This is a genomic window from Tsuneonella litorea, assembly GCF_025154015.1.
Lineage (GTDB): Bacteria > Pseudomonadota > Alphaproteobacteria > Sphingomonadales > Sphingomonadaceae > Tsuneonella > Tsuneonella litorea.
In genome coordinates this window covers 190,974-207,640 of the sequence record NZ_JAOAMV010000005.1, presented here as the reverse complement: position 1 = coordinate 207,640, position 16,667 = coordinate 190,974, and the positions used below count along the sequence as shown (strand labels likewise).

Here is a 16,667-nt window from a genome sequence, read left to right as displayed (position 1 = left end):
CATGGCGCGCACCATCGTCGACCTGTCGATCTTTCTCGAAAACGACGTAATTTCCGATCCCCCGGCGTACCGGCCGAAGATCGAATACATCGATCACCGGATGTCGGTGCCCGAACTGGTGGGATTCTTTCCCGGCCTGGCGCCCGAAGACCTGCCCGATGGCGAGGCGTGGGCGATCGAGCGGGTCGAGTTGATCACCCACAACGGGACCCACCTCGACGCACCCTATCACTACGCTTCCACGATGAACGGCGGTGAACGCGCGATCACCATCGACGAGGTGCCGCTCGACTGGTGTTTCCAGCCGGGCGTGAAGCTCGATTTCCGACATTTCCCCAGCGGCTACGTAGTCACCGACAAGGATGTCGCGGATGAGCTCGAACGCATCGGTCACGCGCTTTCGCCGCTCGAGATCGTCGTGGTCAACACGGCGGCGGGACAGCGCTACGGTCACGACGACTACGTCAGCGCGGGATGCGGGATGGGATACGAAGCGACGATGTACCTGCTCGAGCGGGGTGTGCGCGTCACCGGCACGGATGGATGGAGCTGGGACGCTCCCTTCGAGCGGACACGCGAACGTTACGAACAGACCGGCGATCCCAGCCTGATCTGGGAAGGCCACAAGGCCGGGCGCGACATCGGTTACTGTCACCTAGAGAAACTGCACAACCTCGAGGCCTTGCCGCCAACCGGGTTTACGATCGCCTGCTTTCCGATGAAGATCCGGGCAGCCTCTGCAGGCTGGACCCGCGCGGTCGCGATATTCGACCGATGAGCGCAGCCCCGCCCTTCATCGTCGGCATCGGCGGCTCGACCCGCGCCGGTTCCTCCGGCGAACGCATCGTGCGATGCGTGCTTGAAGAGACCGAGGCGCTCGGCGCGACCACGCGCATGTTCGGTGGTCCCGAGCTGGCGGCGCTCCCCCATTTCTGCCCCGAAGATCCTGCCCGAAGCGACGCCCAGAGCGATTTCGTCGATGCGGTGCGCCAGGCCGATGGCCTCGTCATTGGCTCGCCCGGTTACCACGGGGGTGTGTCCGGGCTGGTCAAGAACGCCCTCGACCTACTCGAGGACCTGCGCGACGACCGGCGGGTCTACTTCAGCGAACGACCGGTCGGCCTCGTCGTCGTCGCAGCAGGTTGGCAGGCGTGCGGAATCACCTTGCAAGCATTGCGGGGTATCGTTCATGCCATGCGCGGCTGGCCCACCCCGATCGGCGTGACCGTGAACACCGTTGAACAAGCCGTGTTCGATGTCGACGGGACCGTGAAGGATCCGTCGGTACGCGCGAGTTGCACCGCGCAGGCGCAACAGATCTACTGGCTCGCACAGCAGGTCCGTGCGTCATGGCAGGACCACCCCGGGAGTTCGTAATGGCTGACATCGATCTGGCATCCGCCCTTGAGATCATCGAGGAGGCCCGCAACGGCAGGATGTTCATCCTCGTCGACGACGAAGATCGCGAGAACGAGGGTGATCTCGTGATCCCCGCCCAGATGGCCACTCCGGATGCGGTCAATTTCATGGCCAAGCACGGCCGTGGCCTCATCTGCCTCGCGATGACCGGCGAGCAGGTGACCAATCTCGGCCTCAGTCCTATGAGCGGCGACAACGGAATGCGCCATTCGACCGCCTTTACCGTGTCGATCGAGGCGCGCGACGGGGTGAGCACCGGCATTTCCGCTGCAGACCGGGCGCGGACGATCTCGGTCGCGATCCGGCCGAACGCGACGCGATCGGAGATCGTCTCCCCGGGCCACGTCTTTCCCCTTACCGCGCGCGATGGCGGGGTCCTCGTGCGCGCAGGACACACCGAGGCGGCGGTCGACGTGGCGCGCCTTGCCGGTCTCATCCCGGCTGGGGTGATCTGCGAGATTATGAACGACGACGGATCGATGGCTCGCATGCCCGATCTCAAGATCTTCGCAGCGACTCACGGTCTCAAGATCGGCACCATCCGCGACCTCATCGCGTATCGCCGCAATCACGATCACCTGGTCGAGCGGGCCACCACGAATACGCTGACCTCCGATTACGGTGGCGAGTGGAAGGTCATGATCTACCGCAACAAGGTCGATTCCAACGAAGCGGTCGTCCTGCAGAAGGGCACCATCGAGCGCGATCGCCCGACGCTGGTCAGGATGCACGCCGCATCGCTGTTCCATGACATGCTCGGCAAACCGGGCCCGCGCAAGCGCCTGCTCCAGCGCGCGATGGCCGAAATTGGCAGGGAGGGCGCCGGCGTGCTGGTTCTGCTGACTGCGCAGCAACCGGGCGATCTCGAGAACATGGTCACCCCGACTCGGCCGCCCATGGACGATCGTACTTACGGCATCGGCGCCCAGATCCTGGCGGACATCGGGGTCCACGACATGATCCTGCTGACCAATACCTCTCAGACGCTCGTCGCGCTCGAGGGCTATGGACTGTCGATCGTGGGGCGTAGGCCGATCCCTCCTCTCGAGGACGAAGGGAACGTGTTGCGGATGCTCCAGAACGACATGCCGGTCGCCGGCAGCGAGCGAGACTGAACCGATCCTAAGGCTGGCGAGCGGCACGGTCGGAACACCCTAAGCGACCGCACGGACTGCCCGAAGAGCCGTCTAGGCGGCTTTCTCGCAGGCGTATTCCGCAAGGTCGGCCCGTTCGGTCATTTCCCAGAACCGCACGATCCGGAATGGATTGTTGACGACATTGCGGCCCTTGCTGTTGAGAAAGTAGCTGCGAACCCCGGAGACCTGCCAGATCATCCGCGCGTGGGTTGCGTCGACTTCGTCGTTGTAGCGGTCGTAGGTGTCCCGTCGTATCTCGACGACCGCGCAATCGCTCGCAAACATCTGTTTCAAGAGCGACATCAGGTAATGCGTCTGCCGCTCGAGGATGGTGATCAGGCTGCCGCCATGGCCGAACTGGGTGTTCGGTCCGTACAGGCAGAAGAAATTGGGAAATCCCGGTACCACGGTGCCAAGGTAGGCGCGGGCGTCGTCGCCATGCCACTCATCGTGCAATTGCTTGCCGCCTCGCCCCTCGATCCGCAACGGAGCGAGAAGGTTCACGACGTCGAAACCGGTGGCCCATATGATGGCGTCTGCCTCGTGGAGAACCCCGTCGGCCGTCACCACTCCGTCCTCGCGCACTTCCGTCACGGGCGATCCTACCAGCTTCACGTGATCGCGGGCGAGCGTCCGGAACCAGCCATTGTCGAGCAGCATCCGCTTGGCGAAAGGGGGAAAAGGCGGAAGGACCGCGGGCAGGAGATCGGCACGCGCGCCCAGCTCGCTCTCGATATACTGGGTGAGATGCCGGCGATGGGCGTCGTTGATGGCATTGATCGCCCCTTCGCCTGACCACTCGGGGTCGTTCTGGAGGGCCTCGTAGAGCTTGTCGTTGAAAGCCCAGCTCAACCGCAAGCGGTACCAGAGGCGATAGATCGGCAGTCCGTCGAGCAGGTCCTGCAACGGCTCGGGAATGGGCTGCTTGAACTTGTTGAACGGTGCCGCCCACTGGGGACTGCGCTGGATGATGGTCAGGTGCGCCACTTCGTCCGCGATCGCCGGGGCCACCTGCATCGCGCTGGCGCCATTGCCGACAAGCACGACCCGCTTCCCGGCGAGGTCCAGGCCTTCATCGGGGTAGCGAGCGGTATGAACGCTCGCCCCGGCAAATTTGTCCATTCCGGGAACGTCGGGCAACCGGGGCTTGTTGAACGCGCCGACGCCGCTGACGAGAATGTTCGCGTTGAGCGTGCGTCTGGTCCCATCGGCAGCAATCACCTCGGCTTCCCACATCTGCCGCTCTTCGTCGTAGCGCGCTCCGAGCGCCTCGATGCCGAACTGGATGTGCGGGAGGATGTCCCACTCCTGCGCAACGTCCTGCAGGTAACGGTGGATCTCCCGGCTTCCCGCGAAGTGACGCGACCAGCGGCCCGGAGCGAAGGAAAACGAATAGAGATGACTTGGAACGTCGCAGGCGGCGCCCGGGTAGCGGTTCTCGAACCACACGCCGCCGACCGCCTCGCTGCGCTCGATGATCGTGTACGGAATGCCGGCCTTGGCGAACTCCACCGCCGCACAGATGCCTGAAATTCCGGCGCCGATGATCAGCGCGTTGAACCCCGGCGGCACTTCGACCGGCCCTTCGGAATCCTGTGCACCTCGATAAGACGGCAGATCGAGTTCATGACGGATCATGGGCACATAGGCCGACGGAATGCTTTCGCCGAGCATGGCCGACATCATCTCGAGCAGCAGGTCATCGCCTGGGTCCGCCAGTTTCATGGGTGCACCACCCAAGTGGGCGGCTATTGCTTCGATCGCGGCGGCCCGGATCTCCTCTTGCAGGTCCGGCGGCAGGTCACCCGTTTCGTTGTCGTCCATCCCGCGCACCCGACCGTAGCGGAAGGGCGGCCTGATCCACCTGGCATCCCCCGTGAGATGCACCAGGACGCAGGCCAGGGTCGGAACATTTGCATGGCCGACGGCAGTCGGCAGCGTTTCGAGGCTAAGCACCCGAGTCTCCACTTCCTTGGGCTCCCTTGAGCTATATTCAACACTCTTGTGGAATTGTGCCCGTTTGTCAATCGCAGGTTCCAGCCGGGCGGATCGAGGAGGAGTGCCCTCTTCTTATATATTGTTATATAAGCCTTTTATAAGGATCCTAGATCGTCGCTGACGCGACGCCTGCCGTGATTCAACGAATCTGTTGACAAAGGAAAGGTTCGATGTACTTCGTGATAACTCAACGCCTGCGTGGACAAGCGATAGGAGGATGGGATGGATCGAAGGAAGGTAAACCCCGTTAGAATTCTGTGCTCCTCGAGTGTGCTTGCGCTCGCGGCGATTGCCTCGCCGGCACTCGCACAGGCAGAGACATCCGACGGTCCCGAGAATGCCGCCGGAGCGAGTGGTCAGGACCCTGCCGACGGCTCCGAGATCATCGTTACCGCCCGACTCCGCAGCGAAGGACTGCTCGAGGTCCCGGTGGCGGTCTCGGCACTGTCGGCTGAAGACATCAACCGCTACAACGCGGGCGATCTCACCAAGATCGGCGAGATGACGCCCACCGTGATCATCAGCAACTATCGGACCATCGGCGGCGGCTCGCTGTCCATTCGCGGCATCAGTTCCCCGCCGACGCAGGTGGGCTACGAACAACCCGTGTCGGTCGCGCTCGATGGCGTGCAGACATCATCCGGACGCGTCGCCACGCTGGGTTTCTTCGACCTCCAGCAGGTCGAGATCCTCAAGGGTCCCCAAGCGCTGTTCTTCGGCAAGAACAGCCCGGCGGGCGTCATCTCGGTGACCTCGGCTGGACCGACCACCGATCTCTCGGCTGGCCTGCGTGCCGCTTACGAGTTCGTCGGCGACGAGGTGACGACCGAAGGATTCGTCGCGGGGCCGCTGTCCGAAACCCTGGGCGGGCGGATCGCGGTCAAGTACCGCGACATGAAGGGCTGGCTCTACAACAACGCGCAACCGGCCGCGAACCCATTCTTCCCGGCGGCCCTGCCGGCGGCCGAGGGGCGCCTGCCCGGCCCGCCCGACGATCGGGTGGGCGATTACGAGGTCATGGGCCGGGCCACTCTTGAATTCCGCCCTACGGGCAACTTCACCGCGACGGCCAAGGCCTTCGCTCTCCACGGGATCGACCAGGGCGGCGGCAGCTATTCCCAAAACATCGGGCCGTGTTCCGACGGTCGGCCGCGCTCTTTCGCGGTGCCGGATCCGTTCGGCGATTGCCGGGCCGACAACCAGACCAGTTTCAGCAACATCGTGCCGGCGATCGCCAATCGCATCCCGCAGCTCGACGGCGACAATCGGTCGCGCGGACGGCAGCGGGCATTCACCACTTCGCTCAACATGAAGCTGGACCTGGGAGCCATCTCGCTCACGTCGATCACGGGCACGCTGTACAACCGTTACCGCAGCATTTCCGGGCTGACCCACACGGTCGACAACGCGCTGACGACCTTCGAGGACACGCGCTACCGCAGCTTCAGCCAGGAAATCCGCGCCCAGAGCGACTTCGACGGACCTATCAACTTCCAGGCCGGCGTATATTTCCAGGATTCGAAGGACCAGTTGTATAACCACACGAACTTCCGGGCGGACATCAGCTACAATCCCGCCACAGATCAGCTGGTCACGTACGTCAAGGAGGCCAACCTGAAGGGCCGAGCCTATTCGGCATTCGGCCAGCTGTTGTGGGACATAACCGACGAGCTCGAGCTGTCGGCCGGCGCGCGCTGGACTTCGGAACGCAAGACGACCTTCAATCGCAACATCTACGGCGTGAACACGGCGCTTGGCCGCTTCGACACGCTGAACACCGTGTACGCAAGTTCGATCGACAAGACACCGGGCGTCCTCGCCGGACGCTTCAAGGACGAAAACATCTCGCCTGAAGTCACGCTTTCGTATCACCCGGTCCCGAATTCGACGATCTACGTCGCCTATAAGACGGGGTTCAAGTCGGGCGGTTTCGGCATCACCAGCCCGATCCAGACGAGCACGACCCTTTCGGACATCGACTTCACATCGGAAACGGTGAAGGGCTTCGAAATGGGCGCGAAAGGGGAAGTGATCGACCGCCTCACCCTGCAGGCGACGGCGTTCGCGTTCGACTTCAAGGACCTCCAGGTCACGACATACGATGCGGCCGCGATCCGTTTCCAGATCAACAACGCGGGCAAGGTCCGCCAGCGCGGGTTCGAGATCGAGGCTGATCTCGAGGCTAGCAGCAGCCTGCGACTCCGCAGCGCCCTCGCCTATGTCCACAACCGGTTTCGCGATTACACCGGCCAGTGCTACGGATACTCCATTCCGGTAAGCCAGGCTCTGACCGCCAGTGCCCCGCCGGGATGCTCGTTCGTGCTGAATCCCGACGGTTCGCGCGCGCGCACTGCAGCCGGCGGTGCGATCCTTCAGCAGGTATTCGACGGCCGTGCGCCGGCCCGCTCTCCCGACTGGGCGGCCAACGCGGGCTTCGACTACACCGGCGCGGCAGGCGACGATCTTGCGTTCACCGTAACCGGCGATGCGATCTACAGCGGCTCCTATTTCGCAGGGGACACGCTCGCTCCGGCGAGCAGGCAGGACGCTTTCTGGCGGCTCAACGCCAGCGTCGGGATCGGCGCGAGCGACGGCGGCTGGAAGGTGTCCCTGATCGGCCGAAACCTTACCAACGAGTATTACCTCCTGTTCGCCGGCGATCGTACGGGTGGAACGAGCGTTCCCCTGACCCAGGGCGAGCAGCGGGCGGTGGTCGCCCGTGGCCGCGAGGTCGCGGTGCAGGCCCAGGTGCGCTTTTGACCAGCACGGGCGGCCTGTCTGCCGGACGATCCGCCTGCGGAACCGGGGCCTAGGGAGGTGAGCGAGCCGTTCGCAGGGAGGACTGGCAGGGCGGGCTGGAGCGAATTCGCCAACAACAAGCTGCTGCTGGTGAGCGCGTTCATCGGGCTGACCACCAGCATGAACGCGGTGATGATCTACAGCCTCGGCTCGTTCATCGATCCGCTCAACGAGCAATTCGGCTGGGACCGCAGCAGCATCTCCCTCGCCGTTTCGGTATTGACCCTGGGCGTGTTCCTCGGCGGCCCGATCGTCGGCAGGCTGGCCGACCGGTTCGGGGCGGCCGCCGTCGGCGCGCTCAGCTTGCTGGCGTACGGTCTCATCGTCCTCACGATGAGCCTGACGCTGGTCAGTTTCGCCTCGTTCCTCGTCGCCTACTTTCTCATTGCCTTGGCCGGCGTCGGCTCCACCCCGATCGTTCTCCTTCGGCCGATCACCGCCGGCTTCGACGTGAGACGGGGCATAGCGCTCGGGATTGCTCTCACCGGCGCAGGCCTTGCTGGAACCTGGGTGCCGATTGCCGTTACCGAGGCTACCGCCGCCTTCGGGTGGCAGGCGGGTTACTGGGTAATCTCAGCCTGCGCCATCGGAGCCGCTCCGGTCGTGTGGTTCGGATTCGGTCCCAATGAGCGGCGGTTCAAGGCGAGCGGGACGAAAGCATCGGACGAACCGGGCCTCACCTTTTTTGAGGCTCGCCGCACGCCCGCATTCTGGCTGGCCACGACGCTGGCGTTCTGCATGGCACTTGGGATCGGCGGGCTGATCGTCCACCTGATTCCGCTGTTCAAAGATCTCGGTGCCGACGCTCGTACTGCGGCCCGCTTCGCTTCGGTCATCGGCGTGGCCAGCGCCGTCGGTCGCCTGGTGATCGGCCTCGCGCTCGACCGGTTTCCCGCGCGACTTGTCACCACGCTGGTCCTTGCGCTCGGCGCCTTCGGGGTGGCACTATTGGGGCTTGGCGGAATGGCCACGGGGGCGCTCGCGGTGGCCCTCATCGGCCTTCTTCTTGGGGCCGAACTCGATCTGCTCGCCTATCTCGCTTCGCGACGCTTCGGCCAGAAAGCTTTCGGCGCGATCTACGGCTGGCTTTACAGCATGTATTCGCTCGGGTTTGGCCTCAGCCCCTTCCTGATCGGCCTGAGCCGCGACAGGTTCGGTGACTACGATGTCGCACTGCTTGTCAGCATGGGCCTCCTGGCCGCGGCAGCCCTTGCCGCGCAGGGACTCCGCCCTGCCCGAATAAGCGACTATCCGAGGCCCTAGGCCTATGGCGACGCTGGCCGGTGCGTTGAGGTCGCCAATATGCCCATCGATCAAGCAGACCCTGCAACGACCGACCTGCGGCTAACCTTGCCGTTTTCGATGAAGGCGCGAATTGCAGGGTAAATCGCTTCATAAAACTTCGAGCCCGAAAATACCCCGTAATGTCCCACGTCGGGTTGCAAGTGGTGCTTGCGGTTCTCGGGCAGTATTCCGCTGAACGGTGCTGTCAGTCTAACCGCAACTCGTCTCCGGTTGGCAGAGTTCGCCCTTCCCTAGCGTTTGTTCAGGCCATGAGGGATTGCCACTCGGCCAGCGCGGCCGAGCGGCGAGCTTTGAATGTGTCTCTGTCGACGAGATGACGTTCCTGGTTAAAGTGGTTGTGAAACGAGGCGTGTACCGACGCGAATTTCTGGAGCGATTTCATTTGTCGAAATCGCAGCATTGCTCTTTCTCGTCGTCGGAACGGCAGGTGCGAATTCTCGGCTCGATTGTTCAGCCAGCGCCCCATCTCCCGGCGTTCCAGATTGCCCAGATCTCGCATCGCTGCTGGATATGATTTCAAGCCATCAGTGACCACTGCTTCGGCCTTGCCATGTCGCTTCAGCGCTCTCTTCAAAAAACGCAAAGCAGCAGCTTTGTCCCGTTTCCTGGTGACGAAGCTCTCGAGGATTTCGCCTTCGTGATCGACAGCCCGCCACAGGTAGTGGCGCCCGCCGTTGACCTTTACGATCACCTCGTCAAGGTGCCAGCGCCATTGGCGAAAGCCCTTCATCCGGCTTACCCGCTGACGCCGGATGTCGGCTGCGAACATCGGACCGAACCTGTTCCACCAAAGCCGTACCGTCTCGTGGCAGATGTCGATCCCGCGTTCGAAGAGAAGGTCCTCAACGTTTCGCAGCGACAGCGGAAATCGGACATACATCAGCACCGCGAGGCGGATGATCTCCGGTGACGAGTTGAAATAGCGGAATGGACTGGCTGGTTTTCGAGGCCGAGGCATGCTCTCGCCCTACCCCAAACGTCCCGCAATCCCAGCAGGTGCATTTGCTTTGACAAGACCTCGCGATCAAATAGCCTGTTAAGGGCGAATATGCTCCCTGTTACGGGCGATAAAATACCCTGTTCCGGCGAATAACAGGGAAAGGACACTTTCGGCCTCGCAAGTTACGATAATTACGGCATTTTCTGAGGCGAGAGATCGCGGAATCGGGCGCAATTGGCCTGTTTTCGCGTCAAAATTTGCATTTTTCCCTGTTCTTCCCTGTTTTGCAGGGAAACCGTACCGATGGCGATCGGCGCGGAGACCGGCGCGATGAAACGACCCTGATATCGGCGGAGACGGCCAGCGAATGGTGCGGCCGTTACCGAATAGGGCGCGCAAGCCCGCCTGTTCCGCGGCGTTGCCCGAGTACCCTGTAAACGGAGACTGGTGCTGGGGGTGGCTGGCGGAGAGGGTGGGATTCGAACCCACGGTACGGTTGCCCGTACACCGCATTTCGAGTGCGGCGCATTCGACCACTCTGCCACCTCTCCGCGAGGTTCGTGCGCTGGGCTCCCGCAGGGAGCCGGCCGAAGCGAGCGCGCCGCCTAGCCGAGCGTTTCGCGCTTGCCAAGACCTCTTGCGCAGTCGACCGGGGACGAGCCCCGCGCGCGCCTTGTCTCGCACTTGCGAAAGCCTATATTCGCGTTGTCATGGACCGCGCGCACTTCTTCTCTGCCACCGCAGGCCGCACGATCGAGGCGCCGCGCCACGCGCGGTCGCGATTCGCGATCGGCGAGGTCGTGCGCCACCGGATCTTCGATTTCCGCGGAGTCGTGTTCGACATCGACCCGGTCTTCGCCAACAGCGACGAGTGGTACGAGTCGATCCCCCAGGCCGTGCGCCCGCACAAGGACCAGCCGTTCTATCACCTTCTCGCCGAGAACGGTGATTCCTCGTACGTCGCCTATGTCAGCCAGCAGAACCTGCTCGCGGACGCTGAGAACGGCCCGGTCGACCATCCACAGGTCGCCGAACTGTTCGATGACTTCGCCGACGGCCGCTACAAGCTGCGCCGCGGGCTCACGCACTAGCTCTTCAGCTTCCAGCCGCTGCGCAGGATTGCATAGGTCACCGCGCCGAGCGCCGCGTTGAACAGCCCGAGGCCGACCGCGCTCCAAACCACCGCCTGGTTCGTGCTGCCGATGTCGCTTTCGCCGAGAAACCCGAACCGGAAGCCCGAGATCACGTAGAAGAACGGATTGGCGCGGCTGATCGCCTGGAACGCCGGTGCGAGGTTGTGGATCACGTAGAACGTGCCCGACAGCAGGCTGAGCGGGGCAACAACGAAGTTGGTCACCGCCGCGGCATGATCGAATTTCTCGGCCCAGATCGATGTCAGCAGGCCGAGCAACGCGAGCATGATCGCACCCATGAGGCCGAACCAGATCACCGCCCACGGATGCGCCACCGCAAGGCTTACGCCGGGGTAGAGCAGCATCGCTAGCGCCACCGTCGTGCCCACCATGACCGATCGCGTCACCGCCGCGCCGACAATGCCCGTCATCAGCTCGCCATGCGACAGCGGCGGCATCAGCAGGTCGATGATCGTTCCCTGGATCTTGCCGGACAGGAAACTGAAGCTCGAATTGGCGAAGGCGTTCTGCATCATTCCCATGACGATGAGCCCCGGCGCGACGAACGTCGCGAAGGGAACGCCGAGGACCATCCGGCCGCTCCGCCCCATGGCGACGGTGAAAATCACCAGAAACAGCAGCGTCGTGACCGCGGGAGCCCAGACAGTCTGGGTCTGCACCTTGAGAAACCGCCGAACCTCCTTAATATAGAGGCTCCACACACCGATCCGGTTTATGCCATGGATCACCGGCTCCCCGCGCGGACGAAACGACGCGGGGGTGGCAGCGGTGGTCTCGATGGGCTGGGCTTGATCGGCCATGGCGCGGCGACTAGGGCCAAGCGCCGTCACAGGCAAGTATCCCGGGCGATGAGGCCGGAGACGACAGGAAAAGATATCCCTCGATGAGCTGGACCGACGAACGCATCGCGACGCTGAAGAAGATGTGGGAAGGCGGCGCGACCGCCAGCCAGATCGCCGACGAGCTCGGCGGGGTCAGCCGCAACGCGGTGATCGGCAAGGCGCATCGCCTCGGCCTCAAGTCGCGCCCGTCCCCCGTCAAGGCGAACGACGAGAAGCCCGAACCCAAGAAGGCCGCCGCGCCCGCACCCAAGCCGGCTCCCAGGAGGGCCGCTCCGCAGGCGAGCCCCCCGCGCCCCGCGGCGGCCGCCCCCGCGCCTGCCGCCGAGCCGCGCCCGGCACCGCGCGCCGATACGCCGAGCCAGCCGATCCCAAATCCGACGCCCGACCTGCCGAAGATCGTCTCGGTCGGCCCGGGCGGCTTTCTGCGCCAGGGTCCCGGCGACCAGCAGGCGCCGATCCCGCCCGCACCGCCGCGCCGCCTTGTGCCTGCCAAGCCCAGCCCCGAGATCGCCGACAAGACCAGCCTGCTCGACCTCAGCGAAAAGGTCTGCCGCTGGCCGATGGGGCACCCGGGCGAGCCGGATTTCCATTTCTGCGGGGAGGCGGTGAACCCCGGCTTTCCTTACTGCGTGGAGCATTGCGGCCGGGCCTACCAGGCCCAGCTGCCCCGCGGCGCGCGCCGTCCCCCTCCGCCGCTGCCGTTCGGCGGTCCGCGCGTTCGCTGAGGGGCCGCTCAGGACAGACATCACCAAGGGGCCCGGCCGTCGCGAGACTGCCGGGCCTTTTCATATCGAGGAGAGAAACAATGCCGCTTTCGCTTCACGCCGCCTTCGTGCCCAGCGCCCTCCAGATGCTGCATTCCACCCGCGGTCTGGTCGACAAGGCCGACGACTGGTGCGCCGAGCAGGGCCACAAGCACCACTCGCTGATCGCCACCCGCCTGATCGACGACATGCTGGCCTTCGACTATCAGGTGAAGAGCGTGTCCACCCATACCAAGGGCGCGATCGAAGGCATCCGCGCAGGCACGTTCTCGCCCGACATGAGCGAGCCGCCCGCGACGTTCGATGCCATGCGCAGCCAGCTCGACGAATCCGTCGCGGCGCTCGAGGCCCTGGACGAGGCGGAGATGGAAGAATGGATCGGCCGGCCGATGAAGTTCGTCTTCCGCGAGTTCCAGATGCCGTTCACCGCCGAAGACTTCCTGCTCAGCTTCAGCCAGCCGAACTTCTATTTTCATGCGGCGACCGCCTACGACATCCTGCGGATGAAGGGCATTCCGCTCGGCAAGCGCGACTTCTTGGGCCAGTTGCGACTGGCCAGGGGCTGACGCCCCGCGTTCAGGGGCGGCGCGCGAACCAGATCGTATGGCGCGGGCCCTTGTTGTTCGGCCGCGCCCGCACCGTGCGCTCGTCGACCGTGAAGCCTGCGTCCTTCAGCCGCCGCGCGAACTTCGGATCGGGCGCGGCAGACCAGACCGCCAGCACCCCGCCCAGGCTCAGCGCATCGCGCGCGCGGGCGAGGCCGGTGCGGGTGTAGAGCCTCTCATTGCCGGTGCGCACGATCCCGTCGGGTCCGTTGTCGACATCGAGCAGGATCGCGTCCCATTTCGGGGTGGTGCCATCGAGCGCGTCATCGATCAGCGCCGCGACGTCGCATAGCTCGACCGTTGCACGCGGATCGTCGAGCGCGTTACCGGTAAGGTGCGCGAGTGGCCCCTGCGCCCATTCGATGATCTCCGGAACGATCTCGGCGACCGTCACCCGCCCCTTTGGACCCAGCTTCGCGAGCGCCGCGCGCAGGGTGAAACCCATGCCGTAGCCACCGACGAGCAGCCTCGGCGCATCGGTTTCCAGCTCGGCAAGGGTGAGCTCGGCCAGCTGTTCCTCGGAGAACCGCATCCGCGTGCCCATCAGTTCGTCGCGGCCCAGCATGACGACGTGGTCGGTGCCGTGTCGCACCAGGGTCAAGGTTTCGCCGCCCGGTATCGTGGCGGTGGCGAGCGTTTCGCGGGGTATCATTCGGCTCGCTTTGCAGGCGGGAACGCGAAAGGAAAGGGCCTGCCGCTTCAGACCGGCTTGAAGACCGCCAGTCCCACCGCCAGCACCGCGGCGATCCGCATGAGCGCGTACCACGGTTCGAGCGCAGCATATTGCGCCTTGAGTGCGCGGGGCACCGGGCCGTCGCCGTGCGGAAGCGCGTCGATCGCCTTGCCCAGCCGGATCGCGCGCGGAAAGATCATCGCGACGACGGCAAGTACGCCGAACATGATCGCCTGCTTGATGCCGAGCCAGAGATCGTTGAAGAAGCCCCACCCCTGCGTCAGCGCCAACGCGATCCCGGCGACGAAAGCGATCAGCGTCGCGCCGAATACCGCGAGGTCGGAGCGATAGATCGCCCGGATCAACGGCGCCTCGGCCGCCGAGCCATCGCTGCGCAGGAACAATCGGCCCAACCACAGCTCGTAGAAGCCTGCCCCAATCCAGACCGCGATCGCGAGGACATGAATGGTCAGCAGACTTTCTCGCATCGCCCCTCACCCCCTGGACAGCAAGGATGGGCGAACTTGGACGGGCCGGCAAGCAAAAAGGCCGCCGGATCGCTCCGACGGCCCCTTCATGCTGTTCGGCCGGCTCAGTCCTTCAGGAAGTCCGGGATATGGGCCTCGCCACCGCCTTCGCGGGGACGGTCGTCGCGGTCGCGACGCGGTCCGCGGTCGCGGCCACCACGGTCGCCGCCGCGGCCACCGCGGTCGCCGCGGGGTCCCCGACGGTCGCCGCGGTCGCCACGGTCACCGCGCGGTTCGCGCGGCGGACGGGTGTCCTCGAGCTCCTCGCCGGTTTCCTGGTCGACCACGCGCATCGACAGGCGGACCTTGCCGCGGTTGTCGATCTCGAGGACCTTGACCTTCACCTCCTGGCCTTCCGACACGACGTCGGTCGGCTTCTCGACGCGCTCGTTCTTCATCTCGGACACGTGGACGAGGCCGTCCTTGCCGCCCATGAAGTTCACGAAGGCGCCGAAGTCGACGATGTTGACGACCTTGCCGTTGTAGATCTTGCCGACTTCGGGTTCCTCGACGATGCCCTGGATCCACTGGCGCGCGGCCTCGATCTGGCTGAGGTCCGAAGACGAGATCTTGATCACGCCCTCGTCGTCGATGTCGACCTTGGCGCCGGTTTCGGCCACGATCTCGCGGATCACCTTGCCGCCGGTGCCGATGACATCACGGATCTTCGACTTGTCGATCTGCATCGTCTCGATACGCGGCGCGTGGGCCGAGAGTTCGGTCCGTGCCGAGCCGAGCGCCTTCTGCATCTCGCCGAGGATGTGCGCGCGGCCGGCCTTCGCCTGCTCGAGCGCCCGCTGCATGATCTCCTGCGTGATGCCGGCGACCTTGATGTCCATCTGCATCGTGGTGATGCCGGCCTCGGTGCCCGCCACCTTGAAGTCCATGTCGCCAAGGTGATCCTCGTCGCCGAGGATGTCGGACAGGACCGCGAAGTCGTCGCCTTCGAGGATCAGGCCCATCGCGATGCCGCTGACCGGGCGTTCGATCGGAACGCCGGCGTCCATCATCGCAAGGCAGCCGCCACAGACGGTCGCCATCGAGCTCGAGCCGTTCGACTCGGTGATGTCCGACAGGACACGGATCGTGTACGGGAACTCGTCATGGCTCGGCAGCACGTTGTGCAGCGCGCGCCAGGCCAGCTTGCCGTGGCCGGTGTCGCGCCGCGACGGGGCGCCGAAGCGGCCCACTTCGCCGACCGAGTAGGGCGGGAAGTTGTAGTGCAGCATGAACCGCTCGTAGGTCAGGCCCTCGAGCCCGTCGATCATCTGCTCGGACTCCTTGGTCCCGAGCGTGGTCGAACACAGCGCCTGCGTCTCGCCGCGGGTGAACAGCGACGAACCGTGCGCGCGCGGTAGCACGCCCACCGTCGCCTCGATCGGGCGGACCTGGTCGAGCTTGCGGCCGTCGATCCGGGTACCGTCCTTGAGGATCGCGCCGCGCACGATCTCGGCCTCGATCTTCTTGGTCAGCTTGATCGCGGTCATCCGCTGCTGGCCGTCGAACTCGTCCGAGGCGTAGTGCGCCTTCACCTTGTCGCGGGCGGCGTTGAGCATGTCCGAACGGTCGGACTTGCTGGTCGTCTTGTAGGCCTTGGCGATGTCGTCGCCGATCATCGCCTTGATCGCCGCCTTCATGTCGGCGTTGCCGTCCTGCGAGGCGACTTCCCAAGGCTCCTTGGCGGCCTTTTCGGCCAGCTCGACGATCGCCTTGACGACCGGGCGGATGCTGTCGTGGGCGAAGGCCACCGCACCGAGCATTTCGGTCTCGTTCAGTTCCTTTGCTTCCGATTCCACCATCATCACCGCGTCATGGGTGGCGGCGACGACGAGGTCGAGGCGGCCGCCGTCTTCGAGCGCGGTGGCCTGCTTGGGATTGAGGATGTACTCGCCGTCCTTGAAGCCGACCCGGCACGCGCCGATCGGGCCCATGAACGGAACGCCCGAGATGGTGAGGGCCGCCGACGCGGCGATCATCGCCAGCACGTCGGGCTCGCACTCGCCGTCATAGCTGAAGACCTGCGCGATCACGTTGATCTCGTTGTAGAACCCTTCGGGGAACAACGGACGCACCGGACGGTCGATGAGGCGGCTGGTCAGCGTTTCCTTTTCGGTCGCACCGCGCTCGCGCTTGAAGAAGCCGCCCGGGATACGCCCGGCCGACGAGAACTTTTCCTGGTAGTGGACGGTAAGGGGGAAGAAGTCCTGCCCTTCCTTGACGGTCTTGGCCGCGGTGACGGCGCAGAGGACCACGGTTTCGCCGTAGGTCGCGAGAACCGCGCCGTCGGCCTGGCGGGCAATGCGCCCGGTTTCCAGAGTGAGGGTCTTGCCGCCCCACTCCAGCGATACTGTCTTGGTGTCGAACATTCGATTTTTCCTTCGCCCGCCGGCCCTATTGCATCGGCGGGGTTTGCTGCCGGGGATTCCGTCCCGGTCCGGTGCGGGGCTATTCGCGCCCCATGGCCTGGATCGCCCCATGCGACCGGCCGGATAAACGAAGGGGCGA

General features: G+C 64.6%; 15 protein-coding genes and 1 tRNA gene. 8 read left to right on the top strand and 8 right to left on the bottom strand.

Annotated features, from left to right (window positions below; all coding sequences use genetic code 11):
- Position 1: 1 nt before the first annotated feature.
- The 3 genes from N0B51_RS11300 to ribB are packed head-to-tail and all read left to right on the top strand — an operon-like array spanning position 2 to position 2,534.
- Entirely contained in the window at positions 2-778 is a 777-nt protein-coding gene (locus tag N0B51_RS11300; protein ID WP_259962470.1) for a cyclase family protein, read from the top strand.
- A complete protein-coding gene (locus N0B51_RS11295) occupies positions 775-1,377 on the top strand; it encodes an NADPH-dependent FMN reductase (protein ID WP_259962469.1) in 603 nt (200 codons plus the stop codon). The genes N0B51_RS11300 and N0B51_RS11295 overlap by 4 nt, the downstream gene beginning before the upstream one ends.
- Positions 1,377-2,534 carry a 3,4-dihydroxy-2-butanone-4-phosphate synthase gene (gene ribB / locus N0B51_RS11290; RefSeq protein ID WP_259962468.1) on the top strand — a complete coding sequence of 386 codons (1,158 nt, stop codon included), beginning with the start codon at positions 1,377-1,379 and terminating at the stop codon, positions 2,532-2,534. The genes N0B51_RS11295 and ribB overlap by 1 nt, the downstream gene beginning before the upstream one ends.
- A gap of 72 nt (positions 2,535-2,606) precedes the next feature.
- Here the strand turns inward: ribB and N0B51_RS11285 are convergent, their stop codons facing one another.
- Positions 2,607-4,280, bottom strand: a complete 1,674-nt coding sequence (locus tag N0B51_RS11285) for a flavin-containing monooxygenase (RefSeq protein ID WP_259962467.1) — start codon at positions 4,278-4,280, stop codon at positions 2,607-2,609.
- Positions 4,281-4,823: 543 nt separating this feature from the next.
- Here N0B51_RS11285 and N0B51_RS11280 point away from each other — a divergent pair.
- Together N0B51_RS11280 and N0B51_RS11275 are read left to right on the top strand one after the other, a co-directional pair.
- Positions 4,824-7,313, top strand: a complete 2,490-nt coding sequence (locus tag N0B51_RS11280) for a TonB-dependent receptor (RefSeq protein WP_259962465.1) — start codon at positions 4,824-4,826, stop codon at positions 7,311-7,313.
- 57 nt (positions 7,314-7,370) lie between these two features.
- A complete protein-coding gene (locus N0B51_RS11275; RefSeq protein ID WP_259962464.1) occupies positions 7,371-8,615 on the top strand; it encodes an MFS transporter in 1,245 nt (414 codons plus the stop codon).
- 50 nt (positions 8,616-8,665) lie between these two features.
- Here N0B51_RS11275 and N0B51_RS14895 read toward each other — a convergent pair whose 3' ends face one another.
- From N0B51_RS14895 to N0B51_RS11265, 3 genes are all read right to left on the bottom strand, one after another.
- Entirely contained in the window at positions 8,666-8,821 is a 156-nt protein-coding gene (locus tag N0B51_RS14895; RefSeq protein ID WP_375545959.1) for a hypothetical protein, read from the bottom strand.
- Positions 8,822-8,898: 77 nt separating this feature from the next.
- Positions 8,899-9,615 carry an IS6 family transposase gene (locus N0B51_RS11270; protein WP_259962463.1) on the bottom strand — a complete coding sequence of 239 codons (717 nt, stop codon included), beginning with the start codon at positions 9,613-9,615 and terminating at the stop codon, positions 8,899-8,901.
- Positions 9,616-10,058: 443 nt separating this feature from the next.
- A tRNA-Ser gene (locus tag N0B51_RS11265) sits at positions 10,059-10,148 on the bottom strand.
- Positions 10,149-10,307: 159 nt separating this feature from the next.
- Between N0B51_RS11265 and hspQ the strand changes: the two genes are divergently transcribed.
- The gene (hspQ, locus tag N0B51_RS11260; protein ID WP_259962461.1) at positions 10,308-10,688 is read left to right on the top strand and encodes a heat shock protein HspQ; all 381 of its coding nucleotides are present in this window, start codon (positions 10,308-10,310) and stop codon (positions 10,686-10,688) included.
- On the opposite strand, the gene N0B51_RS11255 is transcribed toward hspQ, so the two are convergent.
- Positions 10,685-11,551: an ABC transporter permease gene (locus N0B51_RS11255; RefSeq protein WP_259962460.1), complete on the bottom strand. Its 867-nt coding sequence runs from the start codon at positions 11,549-11,551 to the stop codon at positions 10,685-10,687. The two genes, hspQ and N0B51_RS11255, sit on opposite strands and share 4 nt — an antisense overlap.
- 83 nt (positions 11,552-11,634) lie before the next feature.
- Between N0B51_RS11255 and N0B51_RS11250 the strand changes: the two genes are divergently transcribed.
- Positions 11,635-12,318, top strand: a complete 684-nt coding sequence (locus tag N0B51_RS11250; RefSeq protein ID WP_259962458.1) for a GcrA family cell cycle regulator — start codon at positions 11,635-11,637, stop codon at positions 12,316-12,318.
- A gap of 80 nt (positions 12,319-12,398) precedes the next feature.
- Positions 12,399-12,923 (top strand): DUF1993 domain-containing protein, encoded by a 525-nt coding sequence (locus N0B51_RS11245; RefSeq protein WP_259962457.1) that lies wholly within the window; start codon positions 12,399-12,401, stop codon positions 12,921-12,923.
- Between the two features lie 10 nt (positions 12,924-12,933).
- Here N0B51_RS11245 and N0B51_RS11240 read toward each other — a convergent pair whose 3' ends face one another.
- The 3 genes from N0B51_RS11240 to pnp all read right to left on the bottom strand — a co-directional run bounded on the left by N0B51_RS11240 (position 12,934) and on the right by pnp (position 16,528).
- Positions 12,934-13,614 carry a spermidine synthase family protein gene (locus tag N0B51_RS11240; RefSeq protein ID WP_259962456.1) on the bottom strand — a complete coding sequence of 227 codons (681 nt, stop codon included), beginning with the start codon at positions 13,612-13,614 and terminating at the stop codon, positions 12,934-12,936.
- A 47-nt stretch (positions 13,615-13,661) separates the two neighbouring features.
- Positions 13,662-14,123: a hypothetical protein gene (locus N0B51_RS11235; RefSeq protein WP_259962455.1), complete on the bottom strand. Its 462-nt coding sequence runs from the start codon at positions 14,121-14,123 to the stop codon at positions 13,662-13,664.
- 104 nt (positions 14,124-14,227) lie between these two features.
- Positions 14,228-16,528, bottom strand: coding sequence for a polyribonucleotide nucleotidyltransferase (gene pnp / locus N0B51_RS11230; protein WP_259962454.1), 2,301 nt, complete (start codon positions 16,526-16,528; stop codon positions 14,228-14,230).
- Between the last annotated feature and the right edge of the window lie 139 nt (positions 16,529-16,667).

What these genes read in the sequence shown, in the direction of transcription:
- N0B51_RS11240 (WP_259962456.1), bottom strand. Translation starts at nt 13,614, where the DNA reads ATGATACCCCGCGAAACGCTCGCCACCGCCACGATACCGGGCGGCGAA.
- N0B51_RS11300 (WP_259962470.1), top strand. Translation starts at nt 2, where the DNA reads ATGGCGCGCACCATCGTCGACCTGTCGATCTTTCTCGAAAACGACGTA.
- pnp (WP_259962454.1), bottom strand. Translation starts at nt 16,528, where the DNA reads ATGTTCGACACCAAGACAGTATCGCTGGAGTGGGGCGGCAAGACCCTC.
- N0B51_RS11250 (WP_259962458.1), top strand. Translation starts at nt 11,635, where the DNA reads ATGAGCTGGACCGACGAACGCATCGCGACGCTGAAGAAGATGTGGGAA.
- N0B51_RS11255 (WP_259962460.1), bottom strand. Translation starts at nt 11,551, where the DNA reads ATGGCCGATCAAGCCCAGCCCATCGAGACCACCGCTGCCACCCCCGCG.
- ribB (WP_259962468.1), top strand. Translation starts at nt 1,377, where the DNA reads ATGGCTGACATCGATCTGGCATCCGCCCTTGAGATCATCGAGGAGGCC.
- N0B51_RS11295 (WP_259962469.1), top strand. Translation starts at nt 775, where the DNA reads ATGAGCGCAGCCCCGCCCTTCATCGTCGGCATCGGCGGCTCGACCCGC.
- N0B51_RS11235 (WP_259962455.1), bottom strand. Translation starts at nt 14,123, where the DNA reads ATGCGAGAAAGTCTGCTGACCATTCATGTCCTCGCGATCGCGGTCTGG.
- N0B51_RS11245 (WP_259962457.1), top strand. Translation starts at nt 12,399, where the DNA reads ATGCCGCTTTCGCTTCACGCCGCCTTCGTGCCCAGCGCCCTCCAGATG.
- hspQ (WP_259962461.1), top strand. Translation starts at nt 10,308, where the DNA reads ATGGACCGCGCGCACTTCTTCTCTGCCACCGCAGGCCGCACGATCGAG.
- N0B51_RS11270 (WP_259962463.1), bottom strand. Translation starts at nt 9,615, where the DNA reads ATGCCTCGGCCTCGAAAACCAGCCAGTCCATTCCGCTATTTCAACTCG.
- N0B51_RS11285 (WP_259962467.1), bottom strand. Translation starts at nt 4,280, where the DNA reads ATGAAACTGGCGGACCCAGGCGATGACCTGCTGCTCGAGATGATGTCG.